Source organism: Psychroserpens sp. SPM9 (assembly GCF_025153525.1).
Taxonomy (GTDB): Bacteria; Bacteroidota; Bacteroidia; order Flavobacteriales; family Flavobacteriaceae; genus Psychroserpens.
The window spans coordinates 566,012-583,556 of sequence record NZ_JANZNR010000001.1; the positions used below are offsets into that span (position 1 = coordinate 566,012).

Annotated in this window: 18 protein-coding genes; 7 read left to right on the top strand and 11 right to left on the bottom strand. The window is 35.2% G+C overall.

Annotation, left to right across the window (positions count from 1 at the left end):
• The first annotated feature begins 1 nt into the window (after position 1).
• Positions 2-754 (top strand): uroporphyrinogen-III synthase, encoded by a 753-nt coding sequence (locus tag N4270_RS02440; protein ID WP_260095204.1) that lies wholly within the window; start codon positions 2-4, stop codon positions 752-754.
• A 79-nt stretch (positions 755-833) separates the two neighbouring features.
• Here N4270_RS02440 and pckA read toward each other — a convergent pair whose 3' ends face one another.
• Positions 834-2,450, bottom strand: coding sequence for a phosphoenolpyruvate carboxykinase (ATP) (gene pckA / locus N4270_RS02445; protein ID WP_260095205.1), 1,617 nt, complete (start codon positions 2,448-2,450; stop codon positions 834-836).
• A gap of 60 nt (positions 2,451-2,510) precedes the next feature.
• On the bottom strand, positions 2,511-2,906 hold the full coding sequence (locus N4270_RS02450; protein ID WP_260095206.1) for a DUF423 domain-containing protein: 396 nt from the start codon (positions 2,904-2,906) through the stop codon (positions 2,511-2,513).
• 152 nt (positions 2,907-3,058) lie between these two features.
• On the opposite strand from N4270_RS02450, the gene N4270_RS02455 reads away from it, so the two are divergent.
• A complete protein-coding gene (locus N4270_RS02455; RefSeq protein WP_260095207.1) occupies positions 3,059-4,423 on the top strand; it encodes a saccharopine dehydrogenase family protein in 1,365 nt (454 codons plus the stop codon).
• Positions 4,424-4,427: 4 nt separating this feature from the next.
• Entirely contained in the window at positions 4,428-4,898 is a 471-nt protein-coding gene (locus N4270_RS02460; protein ID WP_230934249.1) for an Lrp/AsnC ligand binding domain-containing protein, read from the top strand.
• Positions 4,899-4,957: 59 nt separating this feature from the next.
• Here the strand turns inward: N4270_RS02460 and N4270_RS02465 are convergent, their stop codons facing one another.
• The 4 genes from N4270_RS02465 to N4270_RS02480 form a co-directional block, all read right to left on the bottom strand.
• On the bottom strand, positions 4,958-5,965 hold the full coding sequence (locus tag N4270_RS02465; protein ID WP_260095208.1) for a T9SS type A sorting domain-containing protein: 1,008 nt from the start codon (positions 5,963-5,965) through the stop codon (positions 4,958-4,960).
• Between the two features lie 179 nt (positions 5,966-6,144).
• Positions 6,145-7,122 carry a T9SS type A sorting domain-containing protein gene (locus N4270_RS02470; protein WP_260095209.1) on the bottom strand — a complete coding sequence of 326 codons (978 nt, stop codon included), beginning with the start codon at positions 7,120-7,122 and terminating at the stop codon, positions 6,145-6,147.
• A 90-nt stretch (positions 7,123-7,212) separates the two neighbouring features.
• Positions 7,213-7,764 (bottom strand): phage tail protein, encoded by a 552-nt coding sequence (locus N4270_RS02475; protein WP_260095210.1) that lies wholly within the window; start codon positions 7,762-7,764, stop codon positions 7,213-7,215.
• Between the two features lie 40 nt (positions 7,765-7,804).
• Positions 7,805-8,353, bottom strand: a complete 549-nt coding sequence (locus N4270_RS02480; RefSeq protein ID WP_248411643.1) for a phage tail protein — start codon at positions 8,351-8,353, stop codon at positions 7,805-7,807.
• A gap of 187 nt (positions 8,354-8,540) precedes the next feature.
• Between N4270_RS02480 and N4270_RS02485 the strand changes: the two genes are divergently transcribed.
• The 3 genes from N4270_RS02485 to N4270_RS02495 all read left to right on the top strand — a co-directional run bounded on the left by N4270_RS02485 (position 8,541) and on the right by N4270_RS02495 (position 11,039).
• Positions 8,541-8,951, top strand: coding sequence for a hypothetical protein (locus N4270_RS02485; RefSeq protein WP_260095211.1), 411 nt, complete (start codon positions 8,541-8,543; stop codon positions 8,949-8,951).
• Positions 8,952-9,565: 614 nt separating this feature from the next.
• A complete protein-coding gene (locus N4270_RS02490; RefSeq protein WP_260095212.1) occupies positions 9,566-10,372 on the top strand; it encodes a sensor histidine kinase in 807 nt (268 codons plus the stop codon).
• Positions 10,362-11,039 (top strand): response regulator transcription factor, encoded by a 678-nt coding sequence (locus N4270_RS02495; protein WP_260095213.1) that lies wholly within the window; start codon positions 10,362-10,364, stop codon positions 11,037-11,039. The genes N4270_RS02490 and N4270_RS02495 overlap by 11 nt, the downstream gene beginning before the upstream one ends.
• A gap of 51 nt (positions 11,040-11,090) precedes the next feature.
• On the opposite strand, the gene N4270_RS02500 is transcribed toward N4270_RS02495, so the two are convergent.
• The 5 genes from N4270_RS02500 to N4270_RS02520 all read right to left on the bottom strand — a co-directional run bounded on the left by N4270_RS02500 (position 11,091) and on the right by N4270_RS02520 (position 16,544).
• Complete coding sequence (locus tag N4270_RS02500; RefSeq protein ID WP_260095214.1) at positions 11,091-11,816, bottom strand: Bax inhibitor-1 family protein; 726 nt, start codon at positions 11,814-11,816, stop codon at positions 11,091-11,093.
• A gap of 99 nt (positions 11,817-11,915) precedes the next feature.
• Positions 11,916-12,623, bottom strand: coding sequence for a zinc metallopeptidase (locus tag N4270_RS02505; protein WP_260095215.1), 708 nt, complete (start codon positions 12,621-12,623; stop codon positions 11,916-11,918).
• A gap of 76 nt (positions 12,624-12,699) precedes the next feature.
• On the bottom strand, positions 12,700-13,053 hold the full coding sequence (locus N4270_RS02510; RefSeq protein ID WP_260095216.1) for a hypothetical protein: 354 nt from the start codon (positions 13,051-13,053) through the stop codon (positions 12,700-12,702).
• Positions 13,054-13,059: 6 nt separating this feature from the next.
• Positions 13,060-13,359 (bottom strand): DUF6370 family protein, encoded by a 300-nt coding sequence (locus tag N4270_RS02515; protein ID WP_260095217.1) that lies wholly within the window; start codon positions 13,357-13,359, stop codon positions 13,060-13,062.
• Between the two features lie 14 nt (positions 13,360-13,373).
• Positions 13,374-16,544, bottom strand: coding sequence for a leucine--tRNA ligase (locus N4270_RS02520; protein WP_260095218.1), 3,171 nt, complete (start codon positions 16,542-16,544; stop codon positions 13,374-13,376).
• Positions 16,545-16,666: 122 nt separating this feature from the next.
• On the opposite strand from N4270_RS02520, the gene N4270_RS02525 reads away from it, so the two are divergent.
• Positions 16,667-17,545 carry an ABC transporter permease gene (locus tag N4270_RS02525; RefSeq protein WP_260095219.1) on the top strand — a complete coding sequence of 293 codons (879 nt, stop codon included), beginning with the start codon at positions 16,667-16,669 and terminating at the stop codon, positions 17,543-17,545.

A 17,545-nucleotide genomic window follows, 5' to 3' on the forward strand; every position in this document is an offset into this window, starting at 1 on the left:
TATGACGAAAGTGAAAACCATTTTAGTATCTCAACCAGAACCTAAAATAGAAAATTCGCCTTACTTTGATCTTCAAGAAAAGCAAAAAGTAAAAATAGATTTCAGACCGTTTATTCATGTTGAAGGTGTAGAAGCCAAAGATATTAGACAACAAAAAGTTGATCTTTCTAATTATACGGCTATTATACTAACAAGTAGAAACTCTGTCGATCATTTTTTTAGAGTTGCTGAAGAAATGCGCTTTAAAGTTCCAGATACGATGAAATATTTTTGTCAGTCTGAAGCAGTCGCTTATTATCTTCAAAAATACGTAGTTTACAGAAAACGTAAAATTTACGTTGGAAAACGCTTATTTGCAGACTTATCGCCTTTAATTAAAAAATATAAAGACGAAAGTTTCTTATTACCTACAACAGACAAACTTAAACCAGAAGTTCCTGAAATTTTAAATAATTTGGGCGTTAAATGGAAGCAAGCTGTATTTTATAAAACAGTGATTAGTGATTTATCTGATTTAGCAAATGTATACTATGATATATTAGTGTTTTTCAGCCCTTCAGGTATTGAATCGTTATTTCATAATTTCCCAGAGTTTAAACAAAACAATACACGTATAGCCGTTTTTGGAAATACAACTATAAAAGCAGTAGAATCTCATGGATTACGGGTTGATATTGCTGCACCAACTCCTGAAACGCCATCAATGACTATGGCTTTAGAAAAATACATCGATAAAGTCAATAAGGGCAAATAGTTCGCCTTAAAGTTTATAAAAAAAGCGTCCCGATACAATTGTATCGGGACGCTTTTTTATGTTTATTATAAACTACTCTCTAAAACGAGTAACGTTGTGGTCCTCCTCTACGGATTTCCTCACTTGCATACTCTTCAAACTTCTTAAAGTTTTCTCTAAATGCATTAGATAATTTAAATGCTGTTTTATAATAAGCTTCGTCGTCGTTCCAAGTTGTTCTTGGGCTTAACACCTCTTTTGGAACTCCAGGACATGTTCTTGGTTGTGCAACACCAAATACTGAATGAATGTGATAATCTTCATAGGTATATGATCCTAAATCACCATTTAAAACAGCATTAATCATGGCACGTGTGTATTTTAGTTTCATTCGTGTACCAATGCCGTAAGGTCCGCCAGTCCAACCTGTATTAACCAACCAGACATTAACCCCAGAGGCTTTCATTTTATCGCTTAACATCTCAGCATATTTTGTTGGATGTAAAGGCATAAATGGCGCTCCAAAACAAGCTGAAAAACTTGGCATTGGTTCTACAACTCCAGCTTCAGTTCCTGCAACTTTAGCGGTATAACCCGAAATAAAGTGATATGCAGCTTGACTTGGGGTTAGTTTTGAAATTGGAGGCAATACTCCAAAAGCATCAGCTGTTAAAAAGAATATATTTTTAGGATTCTTTCCAATTGAAGGCACTCTAATATTTTCAATATGGTGAATAGGATAACTTACTCTGGTGTTTTGCGTAATAGACGTGTCTTCAAAATCCACAACACCATTAGCATCCATGATGACATTTTCTAGAATCGCTCCTTTTTTAATGGCATCATAAATTTCTGGTTCTTGTTCTTGTGATAAGTTAATCACCTTCGCATAACATCCACCTTCAAAATTAAATACCGTATTCTCGTTGGTCCAACCATGCTCATCGTCTCCAATCAAGCTACGATTGGGATCGGTAGATAATGTCGTTTTACCAGTTCCTGATAAACCAAAAAAGATAGCCGTATCACCATTTTTACCAACATTTGCACTACAGTGCATTGGCAATGTGTTTTTAAACACTGGAAGAATAAAATTCAATGCAGAGAAAATCCCTTTCTTAATTTCTCCAGTATAGCCAGTCCCTCCAATTAAGGCAATTTTACGTGTAAAATCTAAAATCGCAAAATTATGTTGTCGTGTACCATCAATTTCAGCATCTGCCATAAATCCTGGCGCATTGATTACCGTCCATTCTGGTGTGAAATCTTTTAACTCTTCTTCAGTAGGGCGCAAAAACATGTTATAAGCAAACATATTACTCCAAGGATATTCATTAATAACACGAATATTCAATTTGTAATCCTCGTCTGCACAAGCATAACTATCCCTTACAAATACTTCTTTTCCTGATAAATAATCTGTGACTTTATCATATAGCTTTTGAAATTTGTCAGATTCAAAAGGAATATTGATATTACCCCACCAAACACGATCTTTTGTAATATCGTCTTTAACGATAAATCTGTCTTGAGGAGAACGCCCAGTAAACTCGCCTGTTTTAACAGCTAAAGCACCAGAAGAAGCTTCTTCTCCTTGTCCTTTAGAAATTGTTGTTTCATGAAGTTCATCAGATGATAACTGATATTTTACCTTAGCATTTTTGATACCGTAGGCATCTAACGAAATCGATTTCGTTGTTTGTGTATGGTCTACCATAATTTGTTTATGTTGTTTAAAGTGCAAAATTAAACATTATTTTAAAGTAGACTGCTTATTTTAAGATTTATCAGTCTTGATTTTAAAAAAGTTTATCAACAATACGAGCCAAGCTATGATAAATAATAAACCGCCAATTGGCGTTACAAATCCGATACGTTTAAAATCAAAACTGGAAAGTTCATTAGTGGCCAACCCATAAATAGAGCCTGAGAAGCAAATCACACCAAAAAGAACCAAATAAAAAATAGCGGTCTTGGCTTTTATGTTAATTTCCTTAAAAGTGCCAACAACCAAAAGAAACAACGCATGGTACATTTGATACCTAACACCAGTTTCAAAAGTTTGCAGCGATTCACTAGAAATTAAAGACTTAAGGCCATGAGCGCCAAAAGCACCAAGAACAATCGCAATACCTCCTAAAACACATCCCGTAACAAGAATTTTTTTGTTCATATATAAATCAAATTTTGGTTTTTATAACCCTTTGTATTTAGTAAATTCGTCTAGAAATTTCTAAGAAGTGCTATAACCTTTTAAATAGATATTACCCTTAGCTCTTATACTTCCTTGAAATTAAATAACAAAATTACTCAACTCGACCCAGTATGCGAAAAATTTTAGTCATAGGTTCAGGAAAATCTACATCCTATCTTATAAAATATTTACTTGATAAATCTAACGAAGAATCACTCCATATCATTGTTGGAGATATTAATATTCAGAATGCCAGAAAATTAATTGGTGATCACGAAAATGCAAATGCTATAACCTTAGATGTTTTTGATAAAACATCTCGACAAAATGCAATTGAAAATGCCGATATCGTCGTCTCAATGTTACCTGCTAGATACCACCTTGAAGTTGCTAAAGATTGTGTTGCCTACGGAAAAAATATGGTCACCGCATCTTATGTAAGTGATGATATGCAAAAACTGAACAAAATAGTTACAGATAAAGGCTTGGTGTTTATGAATGAAATTGGGGTCGATCCAGGAATTGACCATATGAGCGCCATAAAGGTGATTGACAGCATTAGAGATAAAGGCGGGAAATTGATCTTATTTGAATCGTTTACTGGCGGACTCGTAGCACCTGAAAGTGATAACAATTTATGGAACTATAAGTTTACATGGAATCCCAGAAATGTTGTTGTTGCTGGTCAAGGTAGTGCCGCTAAATTTTTACAAGAAGACGCTTATAAATACATTCCCTATAATCGCTTATTTCGTCGAACAGAATTTTTAGAAATTGATGGTTTTGGACGTTTTGAAGCCTATGCAAACAGAGACTCACTTAAATACCAATCGGTTTATGGTCTGGAAAATATCAAAACGTTATATCGTGGTACCATTCGTCGTGTTGGATTTAGTCGTGCATGGAACATGTTTGTACAATTAGGATTAACCGACGATAGTTACACAATAGATGATAGTGAAAACATGAGTTATCGTGACTTCGTCAATGCGTTTTTACCGTATAGTCCAACCGATTCGGTAGAATTAAAATTTAGACATGCCCTTAAAATTGATCAAGATGATATCGTTTGGGACAAATTAGAAGAATTAGATATTTTTAGTAAAACCAAAATGGTTGAACTTAAAAAAGCAACACCTGCTCAAATTCTTCAAAAAATATTAATGGATAGCTGGACACTTCAAGAGGAAGATAAAGACATGATTGTTATGTATCATAAGTTTGGTTATGAATTAGATGGTAAACCTTATCAAATCGATTCAACCATGGTTACTATTGGTGAAGATCAGACCTATACTGCTATGGCTAAAACTGTAGGTTTACCTGTTGCTATAGCGACTTTAGCTATTCTGAATGAAAAAATTACAACGCCAGGTGTGCAAATTCCGATTTCTAAAGAGGTTTATGAGCCTATTTTAAATGAATTGGAAGACTTCGGAATTCAGTTTACTGAAAAAGAAGTGCCGTATTTAGGCTATAACCCCTTGAATATTTAAAACCATGAAAATAGTCAACCAAAATATCCAAATAGATGGAATTGACAAAAAGATATTGCGTGCGCTAATGGCAGATGCCAGAACACCAATATTAGAGATTGCCAGATTGGTTGGAATTTCAGGAGCAGCCATACACCAACGTCTTAGAAAACTTGAAAAATCGGGATTAATTTCAGGCTCAAAATTTGTGATTAACCCAAAAGTTTTAGGCTATACAACCATGGCGTTTATTGGCATATATTTGGATAAAGCCATCAGCAACCCTGAAGCTGTAAAACAATTACAGAAAATCCCTGAAGTTTTAGAATGCCATTATACAACGGGAAACTGGAGTATCTTCATAAAAATTCTATGTAAGGATAATGAACATCTAATGCATGTACTCAATCGTGATATTCAATCTATAACTGGTGTATCAAGAACAGAAACTTTTATTTCATTAGATCAGCAAATTGAACGCCAGATAAAAATTTAAAACCAATAAAAAAGGCAACCTCATGAGGTTGCCTTTTTTTGTTATAATTTCAAGGGTATTTATTGAATAATAATCTTTTTTACTGTGGAAGCTGTTTCCGAAGAGATCGTTACAAAATAGAGTCCTGATGACACTAAACTACTTAAATCTAGAACTTTATCCTGAGTAACACCATTTAAATTAAACGACTGGATTGTTCTACCATTAATATCTGTTAACACTGCTTTTTCTAATGCAATACCAGAGTTTTTAATGGTTACTATACCATTAGAAGGGTTAGGCGACACGAATATCGAATTCCCTAAATCAAACTCATCAACTGAAAGCGCCAATATGTCAAACTTTTCAGGCATACCAGCTACCAATCCATTATATGGAGCATCAGTTATAGCATTAACTCCAACGAAATTTGCTGGATCTGTAACCGCTATTTTAGCATCTGCTACTGTTGCAAAGGTAAAACCTCCTGTATATACTGCATTATCCCATTCTTGAGAAGGTGCAGGACCAGCACCTACAGCCACAGCCGTTCTTGGCAGTCCAGTATCTATTAAACCTGTGAATAAGTTAGTTTCTGTCGTACTTACACTATCATCACCTGAAAATGTTGAAGAAGATGCGCTTAACATAAAAATAAAATTTGGACTAGAAGGCGTTCCTTGTAAAACAGTAATATGATCTCCTCCAGTTGAAAGCGCCATACCACTTGTTCCTGTAACTACTGCATCTCCTGCAAAATCAACAAAATCAACTCCAGGCAGACTATCATTATAAGTAACTATTTCTCCTGCTAATAGTCCTGATGCAGGAGCAGTATATACAATTGCACCTTCTCCACAACCAGCTGGATCAAAAGTACCAGCAGGTACTGCTCCACAATCTGTAAAAATAATTTCAGTTCCGGCTTCTAAATCTACAAATGTCGCAAAGGCAAAAGAATCTGGTGTATCAGCCTGATACCAGATTATAGCAATATCGCCTGGCAACAATACTGTTTGGGCTTGAGTTTGTTGGATGCTCAATATTGAGCTCATTAAAAATGTCAATAAAAGTAATTTTGTTTTCATAATAGCTAAGTGTTTTGGATTAATTAATTAAATATATTGATTAACAGAGGAATACAACTATTATTCAATATCTTTTCTATGAATTACTTAATTTAACGATGATGCCCCTCTCAAAAGATTTAAAACTCAGACAACAATAGGAAAAAAGCAACTTAGGTAAGTAAGCTGCTTTCTTAATATTATTCAATAATAATCTTTTTAACGACAGATCCATTTTCAGAAGAAATCGTCATAAAGTATAGTCCTGATGATACTTCCGAAGTTAAATCAAGTGTTTTATCTAATGCCGATCCATTTAAATCGTACGTCTTAATTGCTCGACCATTTATATCTGTAATTACAGCAGTATGTAATGCAATGCCCGAATTTTTAATGGTTACAATACCTTGCGATGGATTTGGAACTATTGAAATAGAATTCTCCAAATCAAGAGATGGTGTTGATAATGTCATACCTGCTGTAAAAGAAATGGCATCAAGTCCTAACTCTTCGGCTGCAGAGTTTGATGAAAACTCAATCACTAGTTGCGCTTTACATCCAGCATATGCTGTTAAATCAGCATTTAAAGTATTCCAGGTGTCTTCAATACCAAGATCGTCTATATCAAGTCCTAAAGTATCAATTAACGTTAATGTAGGACTTGCACAGTCTGTAAATTGAATGGTTACTCTTAAAAAATCCTCTGCTTCCCAACTTGTAGCTTCTAACACATATTGCATGCTAAATTGAGGATTTGTTGTTCCTGCTAAATCTACAATATCAAAAGTCATTGTAATATCCCCATCAGGATCTTCCATAAAAAACCCTTGACTGCCTTCTGGTGGTGATAATGCAATTTCAGTATTGAAAAAAGCACTGGTTCCTACTCCAAAAAAATCTCCATCACCAAACCCAGATGGTCCATTAGGAGATGTAGGATCTAAAATAATAGAATACCCTAGAGTTGCTCCCGACGACGGCTCTGTAACATAAATTAAACCGCAAGGCGCATTGTAATTGGCAAGTGTATGAATTGTAGTGGTATCAAAATCAAAATATTGACAAGAACCTCCTGATGCATTAAATGTTACGCCTGGTGTATTCTCAAAGCCATTTCCCACTTGCGCAAACATAATTGTAGGTAATAAGAAAGTTAATAAAAGTAGTTTTGTTTTCATAATAATTCTTTTTTTAGATTAAGAAGCCTAAAATACTGTAAATAAATACAATACTTTAGGGATTCTTTTAAAATTCGATGAATGACGCCTTTAGCTTCTTGGTGGATAAAGACCTTCCATACAAATAATATAATAGGTCCCTAAAAATGGGTTTTGAATATCAAATGGCTGGTTTCCTCCTTGCAATCCTGTATTTCCAGAAACTGATCCTCCTCCAAATGTAGCATCATTAGCTGCCGAGTTATAAGGGGTTCCAGATCCTGAAATACCGATATTGCGTCCTGATGGCTCATTATTATCACCATCATCTTCGTTACATGATAATGTAGCTGTTAATGTACTTCCATCATGACTATGAGAAGGTAACTGCCCTGTAGTAAGTGTTACTTGTTCACGACCTGCTCTCTCGCCTAAAGTAACAGGCTGAAGCCCTGGTCCGTTACCAGGATGCTTTGGCACACGTCCTCTTAAATCTGGTAAGGCAAAAGTTGTTCTACCATCACCACCATAAGTTGTTCCTAAAATTGAAAATAAAGCCGAATAGTTTGAAATTGGCAATAACTGACCGCTACAAAACGCCCAACCTCTTGGAGCGAAATTACCTCCAAACATCATTACTGTTCCTATATATGCATCATCCATAATATTATATTTTTTAAGTTGATTATTAATTGATTTTAATTTAGCTTCTCGGAGGAAAAACACCTTGAAGTGCAATAATGTAATTGATTCCTAAGAAAGGATTTTGTATGTCTACAGACTGACCATTACCTTGTGGACCTGTATTTCCAGAGACAGTACCTCCGCCAAACGTAGCATCATTGGCTGCTGAGTTATATGGTGTTCCAGATCCTGCAATACCGATGTTTCGTCCTGAAGGCTCATTGTTATCTCCATCATCTTCATTACAAGATAATGTAAGGCTTAAGCTGCTTCCATCATGGCTATGCGATGGCATATTGGCTACAGTTATAAGCGTTTCTTCTTTACCGCCTTTTTCACCCCAAGTTACTGCTTGAAGCCCTGCACCATCTCCAACACCTTTTGGAGTTCTACCTCTTAAATCTGGCAAAGCAAATGTAGTTCTACCATCTCCTCCATAGGTTGTTCCTATTAAAGAAAACAATGCCTGATTCTGGGAGATTGGTAATAATTGTCCGTTGCAAAACGCCCAACCTCTGGGGGCAAAATTACCAGCAAACATGATAATTTGAGCAATAAATGGATTCATAATAATCTGTTTTTTTATAATTGGTTAATAATTAGAAACAAATATCTACTTAAACACGAAAGCATTTAACCGCTAAACCACTATAACTTAAAAACACGTAGAAATACCTGATTTTAAAAAATGATGCTTTTTTTTAATTCAATTTAAGTAGCTTTAAGGATTATTAATCCACAAAAATTAGACTATTATGAGTGCAACAACACCGCTTACTAGACCCCTTCAAGATGCGATAACATGGACTAAAACATGGCAAAACAACCATAAAAATCTTGCCAAGGCTTTTTTAATCCCTGTAGATGATATGATCGCCTGTTTTAACGAAATGGGTGTGAAATTTAAGACAGATTCTAATGGAAAGTTACAAGTTGATTCTGATGGACATGAGCCTTATGTACGATCCTATGTTGGTACAGATGGAAATAGAGAAGAACACCTTTTAATTGTTGGTACGACAACTAAAGACGGAATACAATATGATGATATCGTAGAGACACCTACTGGAGAGAGTCTGGTGTACGACTTTACAAAGCCGTGTCCAAGTGATTGTGATCCAAAAAGTAAATTAAATCATAAAGTAACTATTGCATTTTCAAAATAAATCTTTTTAATGAGACAATTCAATGATTTTGTTCAACTACTTGGATTATTTTTAATTGTCTTAAATGCAGTGCTGTATACTAAGAGTTACATTTTCAATAAAAAAAATGTAACTCTTTTGTATCTGACGCTATATTTACTTTCTAGCGCTACTGTAATGATAATCAGTTCAATATTGGGATACCAAAGTAAAGATAATTTGCATTATTCACATATTTACTTTATTTCGCAATTCATATTTTTATCGCTGTTTTATAGAACACTTTTCAAATCGCAACAAAGAAAATGGGTGCTTTTAATTTTAGGAATAATTTTATCAGGATTGACATTTCAGTACTTACACAAACCTCATTTAGTACACCAGTTTAACCTCTTTGAGATTTTTATAACCTCACTACCTATAATTATATATTCTGTGATTCATTTATATAATTCATTAAATAAAAAAGGTGAATACATGTTTATAAATTCGGGTATATTAATCTATATTACTGTAAGTACGCTAATTTTCATATTAGGAAATTATTTAAAAGAATATTATGGTGGTACCATAACTAAAATATGGATGATTAATAAAATTCTATATATTGTCTATTTAGTACTAATTTTAGTAGAATGGAAGAAAACAATTTCGCAACCCAAGAGCAAATTATAGGAGCACTTGTGTACAGCATCATTTTTTTAGTTCTGGTGACACTGGGGCTTATTCTGTTTTTCTACTATTCAAGAAAAAAAATTATTGAAAAAGAAGTTGAAAAAGTCAATATTAAACTAGACCATCAAAAAAAAATATTACAAACCACAATTAAAGTCCAAGAAAGTGAACGCAATCGCATTGCTCAAGATTTACACGATGCGATTAGTTCAAAGTTAAACGTGGTAAGTCTAACCACTAATGTCTTACTTGAAGACGACTCGATGACTCCTGAACAAAAAGAAGCACTAAATCATATTCTAGATATTACCACACGTACCTTGGAAAGCTCCCGAAAAATAGCTCATGAACTTATGCCGCCAATTTTAGATAAATTTGGATTAAAAGTCGCTTTAGAAGAATTGTTTGATGAGTTTACGTCTAACACCTCCATAAAAATTAATCATCATATTGAAACATTAAACAACCTTGATAAAAGTGGAGAACTTCATATCTTTAGAATTGCCCAAGAACTAATCAATAATGCCTTGAGGCATGGTAGAGCAGACCAACTTCAAATGGAACTTAAAAAAGAAGCGCAAGGCTTTGAACTCGTTTTTAAAGATAATGGTATTGGCTTCAATATAAATGAACAGAATAAGAAATCCGGAATAGGATTACAAAATATAAAGAGTAGAGTTGCTATTTTAAATGGACAACTTTTTGTTGAGAGCTCTAAAAAAACAGGAAGTATATTCACTATTAATTGTCACTCTTATGGATACTAAAATAACACTTGCAATTGCCGATGATGAGCTACTATTTAGACAAGGGCTTATTTCAATTTTAAGTAAGGAAAAAGATCTTGATATCGTATTTGATGCGCAAGATGGTAATGATCTCATGGAACAATTAAGAGCTACCGAACACCTTCCTGAGATTGTTATTACCGACTTAAAAATGCCTGGACTCAATGGTGTTGAAACGACAAAACTTATCAGAAAAGAGTTTCCAGACATTAAAATCATAGCCTTAACGAGCTACTTCAGCAAACCCTTTATTATCAATATGATTTCTATTGGAGCTGTAGCATATCTGGCAAAAAACAGCACGCCAAAACTCATGTTAACGACGATATATGAAGTTGCAGATAAAGGCTTTTATTACGATGAACAAGTCATGAAATTTATTCATGAAGGTTTATTAAACAGTAGTGATCAGATTAAAAAATCTAATTTTGATACTACCTATTTCACCAAACGTGAAAAAGAAGTATTAGAACTTATTTGTAAACAATTCACTACCAACGAAATTGCCGAAAAACTGTTTATTAGTCCGAGAACTGTCGACGGCCATCGCAATAATTTACTTTTAAAAACGGAAGCTAAAAACCTGGCAGGCTTAGTGGTGTATGCGATTCAGAATAAATTAGTAAACTTGGAAGAACAGTTATAAAAAAAAGCATCCTTTACAGAATGCTTTTATATATCATAGTGTATTGACTACTTAATCTCTAGACATAAAGATTTGTAACACATACCAGAATAGCAACATCAAGGATGCAAATAAGCCTAATGATGCCGGAATGTAATCGTCTTCAGAATATTTATGTATCAAATTTGAGGTTTGGTATAAAATCGAACCTCCAGCTAATAAACACATGGCTACAGAAAACCATAAGCCTAAATTAAATCCGAATAATGTTCCTGCGATTATAAGTCCGATAGCAATAAAAAAGCCAATAGTCAAACCTGTTTTCAGAAATGAAAAATCTTTTTTTGTCACAAAAACAACGGCAGACAATCCTGTAAATAAAGATAAAGTTACGATAGCCGCCTGATTTAAGATTTTTCCACCATCTTCTAAAAAATTAATGGCGATATAAAGCAAAGGCACAAAAATAAAGGCTTCCGCCAGAATGTAAAGTCCGTATGCCAGATACTGCTTGTTTTTATCTTCAGTTTTTAAGGCCATGCCTTCAGCATAATTGGTAATAAACATAAAACCTCCAAGCATGATAAGCCATCGCCAGCCTTGGGTCATTGACATCGCAAAATTCACAATAGTTTCGCTTTGTAGGAGCATCCATTCAAATAGAATGAACACCAAAACACCACCAGCTACGTGGCCGTAGGTTTTTTTGTAAAAGGCTACACGATCTGCATCAGATAATGAATGTACTAACACTTTTCCTTCTAATTGACCAACAGGTCTTTGATTTGAATTTTCCATAAGTAATAATTGATTCGTAATATCGAAAATACTAAAAACAAAACCGAATTAGGTTTAAAAAACCATAATTCGGTTGAATTTTATGCTATTTCAATCTGTTTAATCGCGTCCGCCAAAAACTTGCATTGCCCAATATAAAAGTGACGCTAATGCACCAATGGCAGCGACCAAATAAGTTCTGGCTGCCCATTTTAAAGCATCTTCAGAACCTTTATATTCTTCTGGAGTAACAACGTTTTTATTTTTTAACCATGCTAAAGCTCTGTTACTCGCATCATACTCAACTGGCAATGTGATAAAGCTAAATAAGGTTGCAAATCCCATAAAGACTAAACCTGCAACAGCGACCCAGTAACCGAGACCAACTCCAGCGGCAGCTCCAAGAACCAAACCACCAATAACAAGCCATTGCGACATGCCAGAAGTAACGCTCACAATAGGCACTAATGCTGAACGCATCCCTAAAGCACTGTAGGCTTGTGCGTGTTGTACAGCGTGACCCACTTCGTGAGCCGCAACTGCTGCTGCAGCTGCATTACGCTGATTGTAAACCGCTTCACTTAAATTAACGGTTTTATTTTTCGGATTATAATGATCTGTTAACTGACCCGCAACAGAAATCACTTCCACATCAGAAATCCCATTATCGGCCAGCATCTTTTCTGCTACCTCTCGTCCACTCATCCCATTACGCAATTGCACTCTTGAGTACTGCGCAAATTTTCGTTTTAACTGACTACTCACTAACCAGCTTACTAATGTTATAGCGCCAATTAGAATCCAGTAGCCTATTCCTATTCCTCCCATAATGTTTTTAAATTAAAATTGTTAGTTTAAAGATAACAAAAAGTAAGCCAAATTGTGTTTAGGAAATTTTGTCAGTTCACTCTTTAGAATGTATGACTTTCGCCACCTTTCCTTCTTCAAAAACTACGACGAGCCGATCGCCAATATAGTCTTTAAAACTAGGAGCTTTACCCATTTTATAGATAATATAATTTTTAGAATCATCATTAAAAATTTCGGGCGTTCCTAAAAGTGCTATGACCTCGTTTTTTGTTTTTCCGATGAGTAACTCATTATCGATAATATCATCGGCCATCTGATAGCGTTTCGCCGGATTAGAATGCCAGTTTTCCTGATGAAAACGTTCGTCAAAAAGCCAAATTAATGAGCTTGCTGCAATGGCTGCAACGAAAAAAAACAGCAGTACTTTATCATACTTTTTGATATTCAAAACCTATTAATTTTTAAGTTCCAGACTGCTCACTTTAAAACGGTTTTCTAGAATTTCACCTGAAACCTCACCCGTTCTAATCACTTCACAAAATCCAGTATTTTCATCATGAGCATCTCCAAAATCATCAATATGAGCACCATCAACAAAATAAGCCTTGTCATCAATACGAACAGCTAAATCACAGCCTTCCTGAGTGGTTAATCCAAATTGACATTGCCCACAAGAAACCTCAACGATTTGCTTTTCAGAATTTGCACAAGCAAAACTTAAGCTAAGACTTAATAATAATGCTAATTTTTTCATCGTTTTCTTATGTTTTAACCTACAATATTGACGATTTTTCCAGGCACAACAATTACTTTTTTAGGCTCGCGCCCATCCAATTGAGCGATTGTTTTTTCATGAGCCATGACTGTTTTCTCAATGTCTTCCTTCGTCATATCTAAAGGTAATTCTAAGGTAAAACGCATTTTTCCATTAAATGAAATTGGATAATTCTTACTGCTTTCGACGAGATGTTTCTCTTCAAACTTCGGAAATGCTGCTGTTGAAATCGATTCGGTATGACCAAGTCGACTCCATAATTCTTCAGCAATATGTGGTGCATAAGGTGAAATTAAGATTAGTAACGGTTCAAGAATGGCCTTGCTGGTACATTTTTGAGCAGTTAACTCATTCACGGCAATCATAAAAGTTGATACAGAGGTATTGAACGAAAAGTTTTCGATATCTTCTTCAACCTTTTTAATGGTTTTATGAAGCGTTTTCAGACTATCTTTTGAAGGTTCGGTATCACTAACATTTAAACCATTGTCACCAACATAGAGTTTCCAGAGTTTTTTAAGGAAGCCGTGTACACCTGTGATCCCAGCTGTATTCCAGGGCTTGGCTTGTTCTAATGGTCCAAGAAACATTTCGTAAAGGCGTAAGCTGTCGGCACCATATTGCTCGCAAATAGCATCTGGATTGACGACATTGTATTTGGACTTGGACATTTTTTCGACTTCGCGTCCTACTTTATAAACACCATCTTCTAATTCAAATTCAGCATCTTTAAACTCAAGTCTCCAATTTTTGAAAGCTTCAATATCTAATTCATCTGAAGCATTAACAAACGAAACATCAACATGAGAATTACTAAATGGAGTCATAAGATGTAATTCCTTTTTATTAATTTTATTTAATAAGCTTTTTTCAATATAAGGTTTAACAATATCTGATGCTAAATTTGTCTTATTGCCTTCAGAATGGATTCTATCGTAAGATTCTCTTGAAATAAAAACACTCTTTTTATTTACTAATACTTCTTTGGTATTTTGGTCAATGATTGAATAGAAAATATAATAAACAAAAGCACTCGTTCCCAAAATCATCCCCTGGTTAATCAGCTTTTTAAACGGCTCTTCAACATTGACAAAGCCTCTGTCTTTCATAAACTTCACCCAAAATCGTGAGTACAACAAATGACCTGTGGCATGTTCGCTGCCGCCAATATATAAATCGACATTTTCCCAGTAGTTCAAGGCATCTTCGCTTGCAAATGCTTCACCTCTATTGGCTGCTTCTTCCATATACCTAAAGAAATACCAGGAACTTCCTGCCCATCCTGGCATAGTATTGAGCTCTAAAGGAAAGACATGCTCATGGTCAATCAATTCATTTGAAACAACTTTATTATTCTTTGTATCCCAAGCCCAAACATCGGCACGACCTAAAGGCGGTTCACCTTCTTCGGTTGGCAAGTATTTCTCTACTTCTGGCAACACGATTGGCAAATGTTTTTGTTCAATCATTTGCGGCATCCCATTCACATAATACACAGGAAATGGTTCACCCCAATAACGTTGACGAGAAAACACCGCATCACGTAATCTATAATTGGTTTTGCCTTCGCCTTGGCCCAATTGCTCCAATTCATAAATGGCACGTTTGGTGGCTTTTTTATAATTCATTCCGTTAAGGAAATCACTGTTGGCAATTACAGTCTTTTCTTTATCTGAAAAAGCTTCTTCGGAAATATCGACACCTTCAAAAATATTAGGAATCGGAATATCAAAATGTTTGGCAAAATCATAATCACGTTGATCACCACATGGAACACTCATCACAGCTCCTGTTCCGTAGCCAGCCAAGACATAATCACCAATCCAGATTGGAATTGGCTCCTTTGTAAACGGATGCTCCGCATAAGCACCTGTAAAGGCTCCAGAAATAGTTTTTACATCTGCCATACGATCGCGTTCGCTACGTTTTGCAGTGGCTTCTATATAAGCATCGACGTCTGCTTTTTGAGCTTCGGTTGTGATTTTTGACACCAATTCGTGTTCTGGCGCCAGCGTCATAAACGACACTCCGTAAATGGTATCGGGTCTTGTTGTAAAAACTTCGATCTTGTACGGATGAGATTCAGAAACAAGTTCGGAATGAGGTTCACTTAAGTCATGCTGAACGTGTTTCAGCATCTCACTTGTCATGTTGACATTGAAAGTCACAGATGCACCAACCGACTTGCCAATCCAATTGCGCTGACTTTCCTTAAGTGAATCGGTCCAGTCTATCGTATCTAAACCTTGAAGCAAACGTTCAGCATAGGCCGAAATTCGCATGCTCCATTGGGTCATTTTTTTTCGAATTACCGGATGTCCGCCACGTTCAGACACACCATTAACAATTTCATCATTGGCTAAAACGGTTCCTAGTGCCGGACACCAATTCACTTCAGTTTCGGCCAAATAGGTCAATCGGTATTTAAGTAATATTTCCTGTTGCTGTTCTGAAGAAAAACCGTTCCAGTCTTCCGCAGAAAATTCGGCTATAGCATCATCACAAACCGCATTCACTTTTGTGTTTCCTTCCGACGCAAACTTTGAAATTAAAGTCTCAATGGGTTCGGCTTTATTGCTGTCGTTATTATACCAGGATTCGAACAACTGAATGAAAATCCATTGCGTCCATTTATAATATTCGGGATTGCTCGTACGTACTTCTCGGCTCCAATCGAATGAAAATCCGATTTTATCGAGTTGTTTCCTATAGCCTTTTATGATATTATCTTGATAATTATCATCTTTAATGTTTACGGGAATATTTTTGTCAATTAAGGCTTCATTTTTAATACTTCCATCCTCATTAACATATTTTTCTAAAATCTTATTTTCATTACTTAAACATCCATCAATGTTTATCTCAGTAGTAATTTTTGGATGCAATCCCGTTTGAATCGCATATTGCTCGGCAGGCAAACCAAAACTATCATAACCCTGAGGATGCAAAACATTAAAGCCTTTATGGCGCTTGTATCGTGCATAAATATCACTGGCAATATAGCCTAATGGATGACCAACATGTAAGCCTGCTCCACTCGGATAAGGGAACATATCTAATACATAGTATTTAGGTTTATCACTATTGTTTTCAGCTTTAAATGTTTGGTTATCGGCCCAATAATTTTGCCATTTCTTTTCGATCTCGTTAAAATGATAACTCATGGTTTGTTTGCAAATTTAGACCGCAAATTTAACGGTATTACAACACAATTAAAAGTTTAAGCGTTGTAAACCTTATACAAACAAATAGTTTTATATTTTTACAGCATTAATCCGACATATTTATGAGCACATCCTTTGACAGATATCAAAAACGAAAATTAATTTCTTCCTACTTTTCTGTGGTGATTAGTATTGCTTTGGTATTGTTTTTATTGGGATGCTTAGGATTATTGGTTTTAAATGCTAAAAAGGTTGCCGATCATTTTAGAGAACAGGTTGTGGTGACGATTTATTTAAATGATTCGGCTAAAGAGGTTGAAGTAAATCAGCTTCAAAAAAGTTTAGCTATGGCCGAATACACCAAAGAAGCCAAGTATGTTTCAAAAGAAGAAGCGGCTCAAATTGTCAAATCTGATATTGGAGAAGATTTTATGGAGTTTTTAGGTGCCAACCCTTTACAAAACTCGATTGACGTTTACCTTAAAGCCGATTTTGTAACCAACGAAACTTTGGATGGGATTACTGAAGAGTTAGCGACCAAAGCTTTTATTGAAGATATTAAATACGATAATGATCTGGTCGAAATCATGAACAATAATGTAAAGAAAATCACATTTTGGGTTTTGATTTTAAGTGCTTTATTTACACTCATTGCCGTATTACTTATTAACAGTTCGATTCGATTGGCAGTGTATTCTAAACGTTTTATCATTAAAACGATGCAAATGGTTGGGGCCACCAAGCGTTTTATTAGAAAACCCTTTGTACTTAAAAGTATTCAACTAGGAATTATTGGTGCTATCGTTGCATTAATAGGAATGGCTGTGGTTTTATATTACCTTAACCAAACCTTCCCAGAACTAGAATTGCTTCAAAAACCCGTATTAATTGCTGCGCTATTTATCGGTATTTTTCTACTTGGTATTTTAATTACATGGATTAGTACGTTTATAGCAACGCAACGTTTCTTAAACCTAAAGACCGATCAATTGTATTATTAG

What these genes read in the sequence shown, in the direction of transcription:
- N4270_RS02440 (WP_260095204.1), top strand. Translation starts at nt 2, where the DNA reads ATGACGAAAGTGAAAACCATTTTAGTATCTCAACCAGAACCTAAAATA.
- pckA (WP_260095205.1), bottom strand. Translation starts at nt 2,450, where the DNA reads ATGGTAGACCATACACAAACAACGAAATCGATTTCGTTAGATGCCTAC.
- N4270_RS02450 (WP_260095206.1), bottom strand. Translation starts at nt 2,906, where the DNA reads ATGAACAAAAAAATTCTTGTTACGGGATGTGTTTTAGGAGGTATTGCG.
- N4270_RS02455 (WP_260095207.1), top strand. Translation starts at nt 3,059, where the DNA reads ATGCGAAAAATTTTAGTCATAGGTTCAGGAAAATCTACATCCTATCTT.
- N4270_RS02460 (WP_230934249.1), top strand. Translation starts at nt 4,428, where the DNA reads ATGAAAATAGTCAACCAAAATATCCAAATAGATGGAATTGACAAAAAG.
- N4270_RS02465 (WP_260095208.1), bottom strand. Translation starts at nt 5,965, where the DNA reads ATGAAAACAAAATTACTTTTATTGACATTTTTAATGAGCTCAATATTG.
- N4270_RS02470 (WP_260095209.1), bottom strand. Translation starts at nt 7,122, where the DNA reads ATGAAAACAAAACTACTTTTATTAACTTTCTTATTACCTACAATTATG.
- N4270_RS02475 (WP_260095210.1), bottom strand. Translation starts at nt 7,764, where the DNA reads ATGGATGATGCATATATAGGAACAGTAATGATGTTTGGAGGTAATTTC.
- N4270_RS02480 (WP_248411643.1), bottom strand. Translation starts at nt 8,353, where the DNA reads ATGAATCCATTTATTGCTCAAATTATCATGTTTGCTGGTAATTTTGCC.
- N4270_RS02485 (WP_260095211.1), top strand. Translation starts at nt 8,541, where the DNA reads ATGAGTGCAACAACACCGCTTACTAGACCCCTTCAAGATGCGATAACA.
- N4270_RS02490 (WP_260095212.1), top strand. Translation starts at nt 9,566, where the DNA reads ATGGAAGAAAACAATTTCGCAACCCAAGAGCAAATTATAGGAGCACTT.
- N4270_RS02495 (WP_260095213.1), top strand. Translation starts at nt 10,362, where the DNA reads ATGGATACTAAAATAACACTTGCAATTGCCGATGATGAGCTACTATTT.
- N4270_RS02500 (WP_260095214.1), bottom strand. Translation starts at nt 11,816, where the DNA reads ATGGAAAATTCAAATCAAAGACCTGTTGGTCAATTAGAAGGAAAAGTG.
- N4270_RS02505 (WP_260095215.1), bottom strand. Translation starts at nt 12,623, where the DNA reads ATGGGAGGAATAGGAATAGGCTACTGGATTCTAATTGGCGCTATAACA.
- N4270_RS02515 (WP_260095217.1), bottom strand. Translation starts at nt 13,359, where the DNA reads ATGAAAAAATTAGCATTATTATTAAGTCTTAGCTTAAGTTTTGCTTGT.
- N4270_RS02520 (WP_260095218.1), bottom strand. Translation starts at nt 16,544, where the DNA reads ATGAGTTATCATTTTAACGAGATCGAAAAGAAATGGCAAAATTATTGG.
- N4270_RS02525 (WP_260095219.1), top strand. Translation starts at nt 16,667, where the DNA reads ATGAGCACATCCTTTGACAGATATCAAAAACGAAAATTAATTTCTTCC.